Source organism: Vibrio sp. 378 (assembly GCF_033339435.1).
This window is the reverse complement of sequence record NZ_JAWOUO010000002.1, coordinates 312,480-327,873: the sequence shown is the minus strand read 5'-3', so window position 1 is coordinate 327,873 and position 15,394 is coordinate 312,480. Positions and strand designations below refer to the sequence as shown.

The following is a 15,394-nucleotide window of genomic DNA, read 5'->3' as shown; positions in this document are numbered from 1 at the left end:
TCATGTCAGAACTAACCCCCCAAGTCGCCGGAAACACAGCTATGGCTACCGGCACAGCACAGACATTTTCTACTGCCAACGGCATGGACGATGTGACAACGAAGCTGAAGCAAATCTGGTCTAGCAGTCAGAGAAACTTAGTGCTATCTGCGGTGTTAGCTGCGATTGTTGCAGCGATTATTGTGGTTGCACTATGGAGTTCCTCGCAGAGCTTTCGTCCGCTATATAGCCAACAAGAGCGTTTTGATATCGGCGAAATTGTGTCGGTATTAGAAAGCGAAGGCGTAAGCTACCGCATGCAAGAGCAAAATGGACAAGTTCTTGTACCTGAAGGTGAGGTTGCGAAGGTGCGCATGTTGCTTGCATCAAAAGGTGTTAAAGCTAAGCTGCCGACAGGTTTGGATTCGCTCAAGGAAGATAGCTCTCTTGGTACGAGCCAATTTATGGAAACGGCGCGTTATCGTCATGGTTTAGAAGGTGAGTTAGTACGTACTATCATGTCTTTGAACTCAGTAGCGAACGCGCGTGTTCATTTAGCAATACCTCGTCAAACTCTATTCGTCCGCCAAAACAGTGAGAATCCTTCAGCATCTGTCATGCTTGAGCTCAAACCTGGTGAAGACTTAAAGCCTGAACAAGTTGAAGCGATCATTAACCTAGTGGTTGGCAGTGTCACGGCAATGAAGCCAGAATTTGTTTCTGTCATTGACCAGTATGGCCGTCTTCTTAGTGCGGATGTCGCTTCTGCGGAAGCCGGCAAAGTAAACGCGAAATATCTTGAATACCAGAAGAGTGTTGAAAAACAGATCATCCAACGCGCAGCAGATATGCTTACGCCGATTGTGGGGCCGAGTAACTTCCGCGTACAAGTCGCTGCCGATCTGGACTTTAGCCAAGTTGAAGAAACACAAGAAATTTTGGATAACGCGCCGGTTGTGCGTAATGAGCACACCATTCATAACAACTCGGTTGATCAAATTGCATTGGGTGTTCCTGGTTCTCTAAGTAACCAACCGCCAGTGACAGGATCTGGTGAAGTGGAAACGAACGATAGCCAAAACACGAATGCGCGATCTGAAGTGAATCGTCAATATGCTGTAGGTAGTAGTGTTCGTCGTACTCAATACCAACAAGGCCAAATAGAAAAGCTTAGTGTCTCGGTTCTGTTGAACTCCAAAGCTTCGCCAGATGGTGTGGCGTGGAGTGAAGCCGATAAAGAGCAAATCTCAAACATGATCATGGATGCTGTTGGTATCTCTGCCACACGAGGTGACAGCTTAAGTTTAATGAGTTTCAACTTCACCCCAATCGAAATTGATGCTCCTCCTGCACTGCCGTGGTGGCAAGACCCTACAGTACAGCAGCCAATACGCTACGTTATTGGTGGCTTGTTAGGCTTGGCGATGATCTTCTTCGTACTGCGTCCATTAATCATGCACCTAACTGGCGTTGATAAACCTGTGCCTGAGCTAAATTTTGCTGAGCCTCAGGAAGAACCTGACTACGAAAACTTGCAAACGCGTGAAGAGCGCGAGCATGAAGAAGTACTTGATCGCCGCCTATCTGAAAAAGGCATCTCAGCCTCTTCAGGTTTAGATGTAAACAGCGACATGCTACCACCAGCAGGTTCGCCATTAGAAATTCAATTGAAACACCTACAGCTTATTGCTAATGAAGAGCCAGAGCGCGTAGCCGAAATACTGAAACAATGGGTAAACATCAATGAACACAGTTCTATCAAAGCAGACGCTTAGTTATGTTGAACAAACCGCGCTCGTGCTATTAGGCATGGGCGAGGATGCCGCAGCGAAGGTTTTGCAACACTTTAGCCGTGATGAAACCCAGCGTGTGACTCGTGCAATGGCGAAGTTAAATGGCATTAAGAGCGATTCTGCTCGTGGTGTTATTCAAACTTTCTTTGAAGATTTCCGTGAGCACAGCGGTATTCGAGGAGCCTCTAAGGAATACCTATCTAATACATTGCGTAAAGCATTGGGTAACGATTTGGCAAAAGGGTTATTAAATACCTTATATGGCGATGAAATTCGCAACAATATGCAGCGCTTACAGTGGGTGGAAGCAGAAACTCTCGCTCGTTTCATTGTGAACGAGCACCCACAAATGCAAGCAATTTTTCTAGCGTATTTGCCAGCGGACAGCTCTTCAGCGGTATTGAAGCACTTGCCACAAGATTACCATGACGAAATCTTGTTCCGTATTGCTCAATTGCAAGATATCGATCATCAAGTTGCTGTTGATTTGCATGAACTCGTTGAGCGTTGCATCGAAAAAGTATCCGCAAGTCAAAGCACGCCGTTATCAGGTGTTAAGCAAGCAGCAGATATCATTAACCGCTTTGAAGGTGACCGTGGTTCATTGATGGAAATGCTGAAGTTGCATGATGAAGATGTTGTTAATGCAATCGAAGAAAACATGTTCGACTTTATGGTTCTTGGCCGACAACGCGAAGAAACTATGGACATGTTGGTGCAGCAAATCCCGCTAGAGTTGTGGGCAGTTGCGCTAAAAGGTTCCGATATTACCTTACAACAAGCTATTAAGCGTTCAATGCCGCAACGTATGGTAAAAGCGCTAGAAGATGACATGGACGCACGCGGCGCTGTTGCGTTAAGTCGAGTTCAAAAAGCACGTCAAGACATCATGCAAATGGTACGTGAGCTGGATGAATCTGGTGAAGTTCAGCTGCTTCTCTATGAAGAGCCAACGGTGGAGTAAGGTCATGCTAGAGACAAAATCAAGTACTATGCGATTGCCTCCGAGCGGGTATCGTTTACACCGTTTTCCGCCTTTAGCGCAACCTAAGACTATCGAAGACGAATTCGGGCTAGATAACCAAGGCTGGCAAGAACCTCAAATAGATATCCAACAGCAACTTGAAGAAGGTTTTCAACAAGGTTTGCAACAAGGACATGAAGAAGGCTTACGCCAAGGTATCGAACAGGGCAAGCAACAAGGTCTGTTGGAAGGCCAAAAAGAAGGTTTCCAAAAAGGCTTTGTTTCCGGTGAGCAGTCTGGAAAGCAAGGCTTTTTGGAGGCGGCGAAGCCTGTCAATGAACTTTTTCACGCCCTTTCTCGTTGGCAGGATGAAAAAGAGCAGCAACAACGCCATATGATTTGTGAACTGGTACAAAAGGTAGCTCAGCAAGTGATTCGTGCCGAGCTCACTTTAATGCCTCAGCAGATCCTAGCTTTGGTGGACGAGACATTGTCTGCCATGCCTGGTAAAGCGGAAACAGTAACTGTGCATTTAAATCCGCAAGATTTAGAGCGCATTACTCACATCAATGCTGATCTGCCGCAATCTTGGAAACTGGTCCCTAATACAGAGCTTCCTATTGGTGGTTGCCAGCTAGTGACTGATGACGCAGAAGCGGATGCGAGCTGCGACTCTCGCCTGGAAGCCTGTATGGACAATGTAAAGCAACACCTTTTGGATGAAGTCAGTATTCCACAGGTAGAGTCTGAGCATGAGTAATACCCTAAGCCATGAACTATTAAGTGAGCGTTTGAGCGAAGCCTTGGCTTCGCTCGATTCAATCCCTGTTGCTCGCGTAACAGGGCGATTGATAAAAGTAAACGGCTTAATGTTACAAGCCGTAGGGTGTCGGTTTAAGCTTGAGCAGCGTTGTCTCGTAGAAACCGCGGAAGGCGATATGATCGAAGCGCAAGTTGTGGGCTTTGAACACACTATTGCTTACCTCATGCCTATCCGCCGTTTAGGTGGTCTGTTTGCAGGTGCAAAAGTCATCCCTCTTGATGGTGACAGTACCGTGCAGCTAAGCTCTCAGTGGTTAGGACGCGTACTGAATGGTTTAGGTGAGCCGCTAGATGACGGGGCTCCGCTTAAGGGGGGAGAGCGAGTTTCACTTGAACCAAAACCGATTAACCCACTGAAGCGACGCCCAGTTGATACACCACTCAACGTAGGCGTGCGAGCGATTAATGGACTATTGACGGTAGGCAAAGGCCAACGTATTGGTTTGATGGCTGGCAGTGGCGTCGGTAAAAGTGTGTTAATGGGGATGATCACCAAAAACACGGAGGCCGATGTAATTGTGGTCGGGCTTATCGGTGAGCGAGGCAGAGAAGTACGTGAGTTCATCGAGAGAAACTTAACCCCAGAAGCGCGCAAGAAAGCGATTATTATCGCGGCTCCTGCTGATGAATCCCCGCTAATGAGGTTAAGAGCGACACTACTTTGTCATCGCGTTTCAGAGTATTTCCGAGACCAAGGCAAAGACGTTCTACTTCTGATGGACTCTCTAACCCGATACGCCATGGCACAGCGCGAAATCGCTCTTTCGCTCGGAGAGCCTCCAGCTTCTCGTGGTTATCCGCCCTCAGTCTTCAGCGTGTTACCTCAACTCCTAGAGCGAGCGGGTAACAGTGAAAATCAACATGGTAGCTTAACGGCAATTTACACCGTATTGGCAGAAGGAGACGACCAACAAGATCCTGTTGTGGATTCCGCGCGCGCCATCTTAGATGGGCATGTCGTTTTATCGCGTCAACTGGCTGAACAAGGGCATTATCCCGCGATAGATATCAACGCGTCTATTAGCCGTTGTATGAATACTTGTACGCAGGACGCACACAGCACGATTGCGAATAACTTCCGTCAAATGTACTCCAACTACCTTCAGGTTAAAGAGTTACTGCCATTAGGGGGTTATCAACCAGGACAAGATCCTGAGTTAGATCAATCTGTTGCTATGTATCCAAACTTGCGTGCATATCTACAACAAGCTGCCAATGAGTCTGTAGATTACACAACCAGTTTGACCGAGCTCGCGCAGCTTTTTCAAAGTGCTTAATCAAATGGGAGTGACAAGGCTGAAATGAAATCCAAGTTAAAAGCCGTAGGCAAGTTACAGCAAATGGAAGAAAAACAGCGTGATCGTGTGGGTCAACAACTTGATGCCATGCGTCAGCGTCACTCCCATCTTTCAATGCAATTGGAACAGTTATCGGCGTTGAAAGGCCACGCTGGACAATCAACCCGAACCGACCCGACGCTGACGAGCGCGGCTTTGATGAACTTTAATCGTGTTGACCAAATGCTACAAAGAATGCTTCGTCACCACGAGCAAGAGCAAGCCGTTATGCAAGCGGAATGTGCATCTGTACAGAAAACACTAGAACACAAGCACGCACGCGTTCAAGGGTTAGAAAAAGTGCTTGAACGTTGGCGTACTAAGCAGAACTATGAAAAAGCGAAAAAAGAGCAAAAGATGATTGAAGACATCATTAACTCTCGCGTTAAGCGCAAGATATTATGATGTCTTGTTGACGCAACTAGGAGCGCGAATCATTTCTGCGGTGTCTTAGCCAACCAAACCAGCCTCCAAGCATGATCAACCCTGATCCGAGAGCACCGCCGCCGCCGCTGCCGTTATCGTCAAAGCCCGACGTGTTAGTATCTTCTGGTTCAAAGCCGGAATCGCCTTCACTATGATAATCTTCTGTACTTGCTAAGAGGGCGTTATAACGAGTTTTCACTCCCGAACTGGTTTGGGCTTCAATCCACGTTGTATAATTTAGAACCTCAGTAAACACACTCGGAATCGCAGCAGATTCACAAACAGAAGAACCATAGCTAACAATACCGATTTGCTGATACATGCCATTATTGTCTTGATAAGTGAGGGGACCGCCTGAGTCACCGCGGCAGATACCAGTGTAGCTTCGCTCAGGAAATCCATTCGCACACAAACTTTCCTGAGCATTAAACCCTGTTACCAGCGAAGCGCATTGGGTGTCGGTAAGGGGTTTCACTTCTGCCCAGCGCAAATAGTTTGGCCCGTTTTCATCACTAGTCGAGGTCTGACCTAAACCGAATATCTGATAAACCGTCTTGCTGCTGTAGTCTCCAAAGTCTTGCGGTAAAGTGATGGATTGAACGTTATCGGTAATAGGGCGAGTCAATTCAAGGACAGCGATGTCATTAATCCATAAATCGCTAGGCACATAATCAGGATGAATCGTGATAGAGCGAACATCTTTGAATTCTTCAACAAACACGTCATTCATCGTAGGGTTTTTGACTAGCACTCGTAGATCGTTGATTGTCCAACCGTCAGTGAAAACGCTTGGTTCTACGCAGTGAGCCGCAGTTAAAATGAAGCGGTCGTTTACAATGGTTCCCCCACAAATATTGGCAAACTGATTAGCGCCAGTTTTATGTAGAATAAGACGTGCAAAAAAAGGAAGTTGGTTTTGGGTCGCCTGCTGCCCCCCAATAATTGCCGTGGAGATCCCTTGTTCTGAAAGGCGGTTATCATTTTCTGCTTCTGCGGTCGCACTCAAAGATACTGCAAAACAGAGTGCGCTTAGCCATATTTGATACTGCTTCATAAACCATCCTTGGATGAAAGTGCTCTTCTAACTTTATACTAGTTTTTCAGTGAATGTGCTTAACAAAAGTTTCTAATAGTTGAATGATTGTTGTAGCCAAGATCGCAACAGATGAAACGATTCAAGCTTTAGCTTGTGTGGCGGACATACAAAGTAAAGCTGTTGATGAGGATTAATGACGGGTTCACCCAGCTCGATTAGCTGACCATATTTGATGTCATCCTTCACAAACAAGCGATGAGTGACCAATAACCCCAAACGACGAGTTGTGGCCTGGACGGCTTGTATCGACATGTTAAAAGTGATTGGTTTTTTATTTTTAGGTCGCTGGATACCCGTCGCGTCCAGCCACACGTTCCAGTCATTTTTTCTTCGTTCGTTAGTAACTTCAATGATGGGATACTGCTTTAAGAGTTGAGTGATGTTTGAGTCCTTTGTCTTCGCTATCAATTCAGGACTGCACACCAAAACCAGTTCATCTTCACTGAGCTTTTCGCAGTAGTAATCCTGCCATTCTTCGGGATTTCCATGCACCAAAGCCGCGTCGATACCTTCTTGTTCTAAATTGAATCTGCCAGACAGGTTTGATAAACGAACGTCTAATTGAGGAGCAAACCCTTGTAAATCTGACATTCGAGGAATCCACCAGTGAAGAGCCAATGAATTCACCATATTGAGCGTAACACGTTGCAAATTCTGATCTTGGATGAGTGCTTCCGTTGCATCGACAATTTGCTCTAAAGCGGGTGCCACCTTTCTGTAATACTTTTTACCGTCCGCATTGAGTTGAACTTGTCTGCCTATGCGATCAAACAGAGGCTTGTTGACTTGACTCTCCAGCGATTTAATTGCCTGACTTACGGCTGAGTGGCTCACACTTAATATCTGTGCTGCTTCTGTCATGCTGCCAGACTCAGCTACTGCAACAAATGCGTAGATGGACTTTAAGGGGACTAGTTTCCGCATAATTTAAAAACCGTAGCTGGTGATAGATAAGTTAAACTGTAAGTTTTTCTTACATCAATGGTTAATATTACTCGCTATTTACGATAAGTGATGTCTTTTAAAATGCTCCATATATTAAGGAGTATTGAATGAATGCTGTAAATAAATCTATCCTTTTCATGTTGATGTCTACGTTAAGCTTATCTGTTACTGGACTGTTAGCAAAGCAGTTGTCAGGCGAACTTTCCGTCACACTATTTAGCTTCTTACGTTTTTTGGTGCCTGCGCTTATCTTACTTATCTTACTTCGTGTGAAAAACCTTACCTTTCCTAAAGCGGGCACGCTAAAGCCTATTTTATTGCGTGCTCTTTGTATCGGTTTGTCACAACTTTGCTTTATCGCGTCATTACAAACGTTAACGCTCGTTGAGGGGGTCGTTTTGTTTGCTACTGGCCCATTATTTATTCCCTTGGTTGAAAAGCTGTTCATGAGGGGGCGCATTCGTGTTTCAACATTGGCGGCTTTAGCAATGGCGTTCACTGGTGTGGTTATGTTGGCGGGCGGTGGAAGTGAGATTACATGGCGAGCGGATTTATTGCTCGGCTTGGCTGGTGGACTCTTCAATTCTGGTTCTCAGCTTACGTTATATAAAGTGAGTAAAACAAATATGTCGCCGCTAGAAATCAACTTTTGGGCGTTTGGTTTCGCTGCCGTATTTCTGTTGCCGCTAACTTTGTTTAATGACTTCGACGCGTTACTTAATATGAGTGTTATGGCGCCTGAGATTTCTTCAAATACGCTGTGGATCGGTATGATGTCTCTGATGATCATTAACACCCAAGTTTTTCGCTCCAAAGCATATAAACTGGCAAGCAGTGGCTCTCAACTTGCGCCACTCATTTTTACTAACTTATTGTTCACTGCGGTTTGGCAGAGCCTGTTTTTTGAAGACCGAATGAGTCAAAGTCAAATTGTTGGGATGAGTTTAATAGTGCTCGCAATCATACTGAACACATGTTGGGTTCGTTTTACGGCGCATCGCAGTGGCGGTTTACAAGCGAGAACTTCTTAGTCTGTCGGAAAATGAAGGGGGCAGGTAGATAAATTGGTCGTGTGGTTTGATTTTTCCTGAGTATGGGCTAGCGTCAAGAAAGGTTCAGGGAGAGAAATCATGCTTACGCTAAATTATTACGTCGAAATTTCGGCGACACCGCAACGAGTGTGGGAAGTGCTAACCGATGTTGAGTTGTATAAACGTTGGGCACAAGCCTTTTCACCGCAGTCTCAATTTGAAGGAGCTTGGGAAGAAGGAGGTGGCATCACTTTTTTTGATCCAGATATGGGCGGGACAAGGGCGATCATAGATACGGTGCTACCGCTTCAAAAACTTGAATTTCATCATGTTGCCATTTTTAATCCGGATAATCGTCAACAACTCGATGCTGACCTAGCATCTAGGTGGATCGGATCGCGAGAGATCTACCAGATCGATACCAACAACGATCGTTTACTACTCAATGTTACCATTCATACTCACAACGACTTTGTTTCCATGTTTAATCACGGATGGGAAAAAGCTTTACCCTTGATAAAAGCCATTAGTGAAGAGCAAGCTTAGGGTTCTTGCTTATCTTGGGCTGACGATGCGTTGCCTGAAGGTATACAATAGCACGCAAGATAGCGCACCTAAGAGAGTGGATGATGGAATTTAAAGTTGATACCCATACACATACGTACGCCAGTGGTCACGCGTACAGTACCTTGATTGAAAATGCAAAGTTGGCAAAAGAGAACGGGCTGGATATGTTCTGCACGACCGATCACGCAGAATCAATGCCGGGTGCTCCTCATTACTGGTTCTTCTCGAACCAGAAAATTCTGCCTCGCTTTCTTGAAGGCGTTGCGATTATTCGTGGCGTTGAATCTAACATTATGAATACCGAAGGCGACATTGATATTCCACTGAGTGTGGACCGCAACTTAGATTGGGTGATCGCGAGTTTTCATGAACCCGTTTTTCGTCCTGCAAACAAGCAAACTCACACGGAAGCACTTGTTAATGTCATTCAGAGTGGTCGTATTGATGCGCTCGGTCATCTTGGTAATCCAAATTTCGACTTTGATTTTCAGACCGTTTTAGCGTGCGCGAAAGAGCACAATGTCGCGATTGAAATTAATAACACCACGCTGAAAGGCAACAGCCGAGTAGGCAGCGTAGACCGTTGCCACGAGATTGCACAAATCGGGAAAGATCTCGGTGTTTTCTTCACCACGGGCAGTGACGCGCATTTCTGTCACGATGTTGGTAATCTGGATTTGGTTGGAGAGTTAATGGACAAAGTGGGTATTGATAGCAAGAAAGTGATTACTCACACCGCTCAGCAGTTTTTGTCTTTCTTAGCTTTGAGAGGCCGTAAACCAATTGCAGAATATGACAGCATTCTCAACGCATAAACTTGATTACATTTAAGGTATGCACCCGACGCCAGATTGCTTTACACTGCGACCCGGAAATACTCAACTAAGCTAGTTTTTCGCCTCTTATGGCGTAGGTTATTTGGGTGAATAAAGCCGACACAGAATTCGGCACTATAAATGGAGAAGTGAAAAATGTTACGTCCTTTAGTCCTAGGGTGTGCGATTGCGTTTGGCTCAACATACGCAATGGCAGAAGCGGTTGATTTAAAACAAAACATGAAACAGATGAAGATGGAATTCAAACAGGCGGCGGAAGCGTCTGATGTTGAAACCATGAAATCTGCGATTGATAGCTTGCAAGCGATTGTTGAACAATCTAAGCGTGGTAATTACCCACCAGAGAAGTTTGATACTTACTTAGAAGGCTTTAACAAGCTGACGGTAACGCTAGATAAGATTGAAGCGGATCTTGATGCAGGCAAGCTACAAGAAGCAAAAGCTCAACTGCGTGAAATCGATAGTCTTCGTGAAGAGTACCACGACAAGCGCAATCCAAGCATTTGGAGCAAGTTGTTCGGCTAATTATCTACTGAGCGGAGCATTTGCTCGTGGCAGTGGATTACGCGTTATCTCTAAGTAATGAATGAACACATTATCAGCCTGCCATTTCGGCGGGCTTTTTTGCGCCTGTCAATCGATGCATTCAAGAAAACTTGTGAGGTAGCAACCACTTATTGATCCTGTTTTTGAGCTACCACTCAGAATTGGTTACGCTGTGTGAAATTTGTTAAGTCACCGTTATGCGTAGATTAATTCCTTTTTACCGCTCGATGTTATTTGCTAGTGCTCTCAGTTGGGTGCTAGTGACGCTGATGCCTGTTATCAATGCTCATGGTAACAGCATGGGTGTGTGGGCGACGCTATGTACGCTTAACGGATTTGAGTTGGTCCAAATAGAAGAGGGCGACAATTCGGTCAGCCACAAAGGCAAGCCTTGTCCGTTTAGCCACTTCTCGACTTTTCATCACGATACACTTCCAACGACACCGATACTTTCAAGACAGAGCTTGGTGACTTCTGACAGCTACGCTTATTTGGCTCTAAGTGTGCGATTTGAAACACCAGTTCCTAGAGCGCCGCCAGTTTCCCTTTTCTCATAACGAAAACAATTACAAGTAAATAAAGCCAACAACACTGCCACTTCGAGCAGTGGTACTCCCAAATCTAAGTCAATTAGCGCCGCATACGAATGCGTATGTGCAGGATGCGTTTGGCTCAATTTGGGTGTTCAACAATGAAAAAAGGAAAATACACATGTTGAGAAACTCGGCAAAGCCTCAACTCAAGGAAGCCTCACGCGCAAAATCCATCTACTTTATGACGTGGCGATGGCACTTCTACGCAGGTTTGTTCGTCATTCCATTTATGCTGATACTTTCCCTCACGGGGTTAGTGATGTTGTTTGATGATGAAATCGAACTGGCTCGATACGAAGCGACATTACAAGTTTCACCACAAGAGCAAATGGTTCCCGTCTCTGCACAATTGGAAACCGTAAAGCAGGCGTATCCCGATTTTAATGTCACTCAATTTGTACCTGCTAAAACGGCCGATATTGCCAACCGATTCTCGATTCAAAACCAAGAAGGCAGCTCGTTGATTGTTGCAGTAAATCCTTATACAGGAGACGTACAGGGCACCATTAATCGTGGTGACAGCATCTATGAACTGATGAACAGCATTCACGGCACCTTGCTCATCGGCGACCTAGGCGACCGTTTAATTGAAATCGCCGCAAGTCTCGGGATTTTACTGTTGGTGTCTGGTTTGTACCTTTGGTTACCTAGAGACAACGCCAGCCGCGCCGGCTTTTTGAAAATTCGCCTTAACAATGGCCCTCGAATTTTGATGCGTGACCTGCATGCGAATTTAGGTGGCGTGCTGTCGATTGTTCTGTTGTTCTTTTTGATTTCAGGTTTGTCGTGGGCAGGGATCTGGGGGGCGAAAATGGTGCAAGCTTGGAATACCTTCCCAACCTATTACACATGGGGTGAGAAACCGGAATCCACACTGACACACAAAGATCTTAACCATGGCGCTTCAGAAGAGATGCCATGGAACTTAGAGCTTGCTGCTGTGCCAGAATCGAAAGATAAGCCCGCTCATGATCATGCCAATATGAAGGAAGAGATGGCATACGCAGGCAGCCATGATGCGCTCTCTATTGATGATATCATCCTCAAGGCTGAAATGATGGGCTTCACGGGCTATAAGTTGTTTTTGCCACGCTCTGAGACGGGCGTTTATACCGTTGCCGCTAACTCTATGGGTGGCGATATCTCCGACCCAAGACAAGATCGCACCAGCCACTTTGACCAATATTCCGGTCGCTTGTTGGTGGATGTCACATGGCAAGATTACAGTTTGTTTGCCAAGTTCATGGCGGCAGGTGTGTCATTGCATCAAGGTGATGTCAGTGTGCTTAACAAAGTACTCAACGTAGTGTTCTGTTTGGCGTTCATCTTAATCTCAATCACAGGCGTGGTGATGTGGTGGATTCGTAGACCAAGTCGCAGTGCCGCATTGGGCGCACCACCTAAGTTTCAGCAAGACGGTATTTGGAAGCTAGGCTTAGTAACGTTGGTGATATTGTGTCTGGCGTTTCCGATGGGTGGTTTGGCAATTGTTACGGTTCTCGCACTGGATTGGCTGTTGTTCAACCGCGTTGAGAAGCTGAAAACGGCGTTGAATTAGTAACAGACAAAGAATGAAATAGTAAAAGAGCCAGCGAAGTGCTGGCTCTTTTTATTTCTGGTAAATCTCCAGCGGCAAGCCATCTGGGTCTTGGAAGAAGGTAAAGGCTTTGCCTGTAAATTCGTCAATACGAATTGGCTCAACTTCAACGTCATTCGATTCTAGGTAGACTTTCACTTGCTCAACATCATCAACCAAAAAAGCGAGATGTCGCAGGCCTTGCGCTTCGGGAAAGCTCGGTCTCTCAGGGGCGCCCGGAAAGCTAAACAGTTCAACTTGACTGCCGTCAGGTAAAGCGAGGTCAAGCTTGTAGGAGTCTCTGGCTTCACGATAGTTCTCGGCAATGACTTTCAGTCCTAACACTTCAGTGTAAAAGCGTTTTGACTTTGGGTAATCGCTGCAAATGATCGCGACGTGATGAATGGCATTAAACATGGTTAGCCTCTTCAAGCATGGTTAGTATCCTCGGAGACTAAATGCTCCTTAACGAAGTCGATAAACACACGCAGACGAGCGGGCATGTATTTGGTTTGCGCATACTGCATCGCGATAGCGCCATGATAGTTACTCTTGATCATCCAATCCGGCAGAACCTCCACCACTTCTCCTTGCTCTAAAGCGTCTTTGATCACGAAGTCATGGAAGATCCCAATTCCCAAGCCAGACTTAACCCCGTTCAAGCGCATTTGAGAATGGTTGACGGCGTAGCGTCCACTTACTGCAATCGAGTGGAACGCTTCCTCTTTAAAGAACGACCAGATGTTGTCTTTGTCGTTCTCGGCAAGGTAAATACAGTCGTGCTGCTCAAGCTCGGTTGGGTGCTCAGGCATACCGTGTTTGGCTAGGTAATCTGGAGAGGCACACAAAACAAGGTTGGTCTTGCTGATCTCTTTGAGGACCAGGTTCTCATCGGGTTTGTCGGTGAGCTTAAATGCGACATCAATTCCTTGGCGGAACAGATCGATCTCACCATCTGCTGCACGCAGCTTAAGCTGTATATTTGGATAACGTTCTAGGAATGGCAACACAAACGGTTGAAGCACCGAATTAAGAAATGCTTCAGGGGCTGCTACTGTGAGTGCGCCTGTTGGCTCGGCATGATCTTCCGCAGATAGCTCAACGGCTTGCTGTGCGGCATTCACCATTGCGATGCTTTGGTCGTAAACCTTTTGCCCTGCTTGAGTGATGATCAACTTACGAGTCGTGCGCTCAAACAGTTTGACCGAGAGGGCTTGCTCTAATCGTGTGATCAACTTACTTAAAGCCGATGGCGTCACGCCGAGTTGTTTGGCTGCAGCGGTAAAACTGCCTTCGTTTACCACTAAGATAAACGAAGCAAGATCAGGAAGTAGGGCAATGAGTTTTGGATTAACCATAATTGTTCAGTTCTGCGGAGCGGAATAACGACATTGTCTGGTACGGTTTCACGAGGTTCAAGTGTCACCGTCTCGCTTTAACGATATTTTGCCAAAAATGCATTGAGTGCAGGCAAGCCAGATTCACCAGTATGGTATTGCTGCCAACAGTGATAAATGGCCGTTTCGTGGTCTGCAATTAACTCGATAGCTTCTCGCTCAGCGATTGAATACTGCTGTGAAGCTTTCACTTCTTCATGCCACTCTCGATACTTAACCTCATAAGGTTCTACCCACTTCAAAAGAGTCGCTACCAACTCTTGCGATGGTAAACCAATCCACTTGGTTGCGTCTGCCAAGCCTTTATCTAGCATCTCTTGGTGTCGACTTTCGATATCCATGCCATTTGTCAGCAGTACCGATTTGAGCTTTTCTGCGGTGAGTTCTTCCACTTCAATCAAGGTTTTCCACAGCGTTTGTTGTTCACTTTGGGTGTAATGGCTCAAGTAGTGGTTGAAAAAAGCGATGCCGTAGATTTCGCCATAGTAGGCAGACAGAACGTTATGAATCATGGTGAGAATCGTGATTTAAACAGAGAATACCGCATTGTAGGAGGGGAAAGCGCGACGTGTAAATAGCTGATTAAGAGTAAAAAAGTGCTGCTGACAGAATTCGAACAGAACTTGTGAGAATTTTATGAGAATTCGATGAAGTTGCTGATAGATTTGCTCGTCATTCTTAGAGGCAAGAACGCAAAACGTTCGAAACGTAATGCTTAACCTACTCAAGTCACGAACAATGAAGTAAAGCCGTACACATGGGCTTGGGTAGTTCAACCCTCATTTAAGGATGGAATCACAATGAAAAAACGTACCCAACTCGGACTCGTCATGACTTCAGTCGCTATGGCACTAGGCTCTGCATCAGTGAATGCGGCGGAATTGGAAATCACCGTGACAAACGCAGCCAAAGGCATCTACTTTACGCCACTTATTGTCGCTGCACATGGTTCTGATCTTCAAATGTTCAGAACGGGCCAAGCAGCAACGCCTGAACTAGAAGCAATGGCAGAAGGCGGTGATATCTCTGGGCTTGCTAGTGTGATTGGTAACGCTGGTGGTGCGGTGGTAGAGAACCCTGCTGGTGGCATTTTGAACCCAGGTGTGGCAACCACCTTCACCTTGGATAGTGGCGACCACGGTTATCTTTCTCTGAGCGCGATGTTGCTGCCAACCAATGACGGTTTTGTCGGTCTAGATAGCTGGAAGATTCCAACGGAAGCGGGTACATACCGAGCAACGCTAAGAAGTTACGATGCTGGTACAGAAGCGAACGATGAGCTTGCGTCTAGCATGCCAAACCCACCTTTCATTACCTTTGGTACTGGCGGCACAGGCGTTGAAGCAACGGTAACTAACGACAAAGTTCACGTGCATCCGGGTAACCTTGGTGATAGCGACCCATCTGGCGGCATCAGTGACCTAGACAGCAGCAGCCATCGTTGGTTAAACCCAGTTGCAACCATCACAATCGTTGTGAAGTAAGG

17 protein-coding genes are annotated in these 15,394 nt (G+C 46.0%); 12 read left to right on the top strand and 5 right to left on the bottom strand.

Annotated elements, in window-relative coordinates:
- The first annotated feature begins 2 nt into the window (after positions 1-2).
- The 5 genes from fliF to fliJ are packed head-to-tail and all read left to right on the top strand — an operon-like array spanning position 3 to position 5,300.
- Positions 3-1,754, top strand: a complete 1,752-nt coding sequence (fliF, locus tag R7Q48_RS04860; protein WP_005384024.1) for a flagellar basal-body MS-ring/collar protein FliF — start codon at positions 3-5, stop codon at positions 1,752-1,754.
- A complete protein-coding gene (locus R7Q48_RS04855) occupies positions 1,723-2,736 on the top strand; it encodes a flagellar motor switch protein FliG (protein ID WP_005375048.1) in 1,014 nt (337 codons plus the stop codon). The genes fliF and R7Q48_RS04855 overlap by 32 nt, the downstream gene beginning before the upstream one ends.
- A 4-nt stretch (positions 2,737-2,740) precedes the next feature.
- A complete protein-coding gene (gene fliH / locus R7Q48_RS04850) occupies positions 2,741-3,496 on the top strand; it encodes a flagellar assembly protein FliH (protein ID WP_005375050.1) in 756 nt (251 codons plus the stop codon).
- On the top strand, positions 3,489-4,835 hold the full coding sequence (gene fliI, locus R7Q48_RS04845; RefSeq protein WP_256903048.1) for a flagellar protein export ATPase FliI: 1,347 nt from the start codon (positions 3,489-3,491) through the stop codon (positions 4,833-4,835). Before fliH ends, fliI begins: the two co-directional genes overlap by 8 nt.
- 24 nt (positions 4,836-4,859) lie before the next feature.
- Positions 4,860-5,300, top strand: coding sequence for a flagellar export protein FliJ (fliJ, locus tag R7Q48_RS04840; protein WP_256903047.1), 441 nt, complete (start codon positions 4,860-4,862; stop codon positions 5,298-5,300).
- A gap of 16 nt (positions 5,301-5,316) precedes the next feature.
- Here fliJ and R7Q48_RS04835 read toward each other — a convergent pair whose 3' ends face one another.
- Together R7Q48_RS04835 and R7Q48_RS04830 are read right to left on the bottom strand one after the other, a co-directional pair.
- Complete coding sequence (locus tag R7Q48_RS04835; protein ID WP_213867888.1) at positions 5,317-6,375, bottom strand: S1 family peptidase; 1,059 nt, start codon at positions 6,373-6,375, stop codon at positions 5,317-5,319.
- A 72-nt stretch (positions 6,376-6,447) separates the two neighbouring features.
- Positions 6,448-7,341: a LysR substrate-binding domain-containing protein gene (locus R7Q48_RS04830; protein ID WP_033906699.1), complete on the bottom strand. Its 894-nt coding sequence runs from the start codon at positions 7,339-7,341 to the stop codon at positions 6,448-6,450.
- Positions 7,342-7,469: 128 nt separating this feature from the next.
- Between R7Q48_RS04830 and R7Q48_RS04825 the strand changes: the two genes are divergently transcribed.
- The 6 genes from R7Q48_RS04825 to R7Q48_RS04800 all read left to right on the top strand — a co-directional run bounded on the left by R7Q48_RS04825 (position 7,470) and on the right by R7Q48_RS04800 (position 12,493).
- Positions 7,470-8,393: a DMT family transporter gene (locus R7Q48_RS04825; protein WP_053307934.1), complete on the top strand. Its 924-nt coding sequence runs from the start codon at positions 7,470-7,472 to the stop codon at positions 8,391-8,393.
- Between the two features lie 99 nt (positions 8,394-8,492).
- On the top strand, positions 8,493-8,939 hold the full coding sequence (locus R7Q48_RS04820; protein WP_005375065.1) for an SRPBCC family protein: 447 nt from the start codon (positions 8,493-8,495) through the stop codon (positions 8,937-8,939).
- An 83-nt stretch (positions 8,940-9,022) separates the two neighbouring features.
- The gene (locus R7Q48_RS04815; RefSeq protein WP_005375066.1) at positions 9,023-9,775 is read left to right on the top strand and encodes a phosphatase; all 753 of its coding nucleotides are present in this window, start codon (positions 9,023-9,025) and stop codon (positions 9,773-9,775) included.
- Positions 9,776-9,931: 156 nt separating this feature from the next.
- On the top strand, positions 9,932-10,321 hold the full coding sequence (locus R7Q48_RS04810; protein ID WP_021035869.1) for a cytochrome b562: 390 nt from the start codon (positions 9,932-9,934) through the stop codon (positions 10,319-10,321).
- A gap of 218 nt (positions 10,322-10,539) precedes the next feature.
- Entirely contained in the window at positions 10,540-10,899 is a 360-nt protein-coding gene (locus R7Q48_RS04805; protein ID WP_080276971.1) for a hypothetical protein, read from the top strand.
- A gap of 154 nt (positions 10,900-11,053) precedes the next feature.
- Positions 11,054-12,493 carry a PepSY-associated TM helix domain-containing protein gene (locus tag R7Q48_RS04800; protein WP_256903046.1) on the top strand — a complete coding sequence of 480 codons (1,440 nt, stop codon included), beginning with the start codon at positions 11,054-11,056 and terminating at the stop codon, positions 12,491-12,493.
- A gap of 51 nt (positions 12,494-12,544) precedes the next feature.
- Here R7Q48_RS04800 and R7Q48_RS04795 read toward each other — a convergent pair whose 3' ends face one another.
- From R7Q48_RS04795 to R7Q48_RS04785, 3 genes are all read right to left on the bottom strand, one after another.
- On the bottom strand, positions 12,545-12,928 hold the full coding sequence (locus R7Q48_RS04795) for a VOC family protein (RefSeq protein WP_161445704.1): 384 nt from the start codon (positions 12,926-12,928) through the stop codon (positions 12,545-12,547).
- Between the two features lie 11 nt (positions 12,929-12,939).
- On the bottom strand, positions 12,940-13,869 hold the full coding sequence (locus R7Q48_RS04790) for a LysR family transcriptional regulator (protein ID WP_033906703.1): 930 nt from the start codon (positions 13,867-13,869) through the stop codon (positions 12,940-12,942).
- A 77-nt stretch (positions 13,870-13,946) separates the two neighbouring features.
- Positions 13,947-14,420 (bottom strand): hypothetical protein, encoded by a 474-nt coding sequence (locus R7Q48_RS04785; protein ID WP_256903367.1) that lies wholly within the window; start codon positions 14,418-14,420, stop codon positions 13,947-13,949.
- Positions 14,421-14,708: 288 nt separating this feature from the next.
- On the opposite strand from R7Q48_RS04785, the gene R7Q48_RS04780 reads away from it, so the two are divergent.
- Positions 14,709-15,392 carry a spondin domain-containing protein gene (locus R7Q48_RS04780; protein WP_256903366.1) on the top strand — a complete coding sequence of 228 codons (684 nt, stop codon included), beginning with the start codon at positions 14,709-14,711 and terminating at the stop codon, positions 15,390-15,392.
- Positions 15,393-15,394 lie beyond the last annotated feature (2 nt).

Coding starts and splice junctions, on each gene's coding strand:
- R7Q48_RS04795 (WP_161445704.1), bottom strand. CDS start 12,928: ATGTTTAATGCCATTCATCACGTCGCGATCATTTGCAGCGATTACCCA.
- R7Q48_RS04805 (WP_080276971.1), top strand. CDS start 10,540: ATGCGTAGATTAATTCCTTTTTACCGCTCGATGTTATTTGCTAGTGCT.
- R7Q48_RS04800 (WP_256903046.1), top strand. CDS start 11,054: ATGTTGAGAAACTCGGCAAAGCCTCAACTCAAGGAAGCCTCACGCGCA.
- R7Q48_RS04790 (WP_033906703.1), bottom strand. CDS start 13,869: ATGGTTAATCCAAAACTCATTGCCCTACTTCCTGATCTTGCTTCGTTT.
- R7Q48_RS04820 (WP_005375065.1), top strand. CDS start 8,493: ATGCTTACGCTAAATTATTACGTCGAAATTTCGGCGACACCGCAACGA.
- R7Q48_RS04785 (WP_256903367.1), bottom strand. CDS start 14,420: ATGATTCATAACGTTCTGTCTGCCTACTATGGCGAAATCTACGGCATC.
- fliI (WP_256903048.1), top strand. CDS start 3,489: ATGAGTAATACCCTAAGCCATGAACTATTAAGTGAGCGTTTGAGCGAA.
- fliH (WP_005375050.1), top strand. CDS start 2,741: ATGCTAGAGACAAAATCAAGTACTATGCGATTGCCTCCGAGCGGGTAT.
- R7Q48_RS04815 (WP_005375066.1), top strand. CDS start 9,023: ATGGAATTTAAAGTTGATACCCATACACATACGTACGCCAGTGGTCAC.
- R7Q48_RS04830 (WP_033906699.1), bottom strand. CDS start 7,341: ATGCGGAAACTAGTCCCCTTAAAGTCCATCTACGCATTTGTTGCAGTA.
- R7Q48_RS04810 (WP_021035869.1), top strand. CDS start 9,932: ATGTTACGTCCTTTAGTCCTAGGGTGTGCGATTGCGTTTGGCTCAACA.
- R7Q48_RS04835 (WP_213867888.1), bottom strand. CDS start 6,375: ATGAAGCAGTATCAAATATGGCTAAGCGCACTCTGTTTTGCAGTATCT.
- fliF (WP_005384024.1), top strand. CDS start 3: ATGTCAGAACTAACCCCCCAAGTCGCCGGAAACACAGCTATGGCTACC.
- R7Q48_RS04855 (WP_005375048.1), top strand. CDS start 1,723: ATGAACACAGTTCTATCAAAGCAGACGCTTAGTTATGTTGAACAAACC.
- fliJ (WP_256903047.1), top strand. CDS start 4,860: ATGAAATCCAAGTTAAAAGCCGTAGGCAAGTTACAGCAAATGGAAGAA.
- R7Q48_RS04780 (WP_256903366.1), top strand. CDS start 14,709: ATGAAAAAACGTACCCAACTCGGACTCGTCATGACTTCAGTCGCTATG.
- R7Q48_RS04825 (WP_053307934.1), top strand. CDS start 7,470: ATGAATGCTGTAAATAAATCTATCCTTTTCATGTTGATGTCTACGTTA.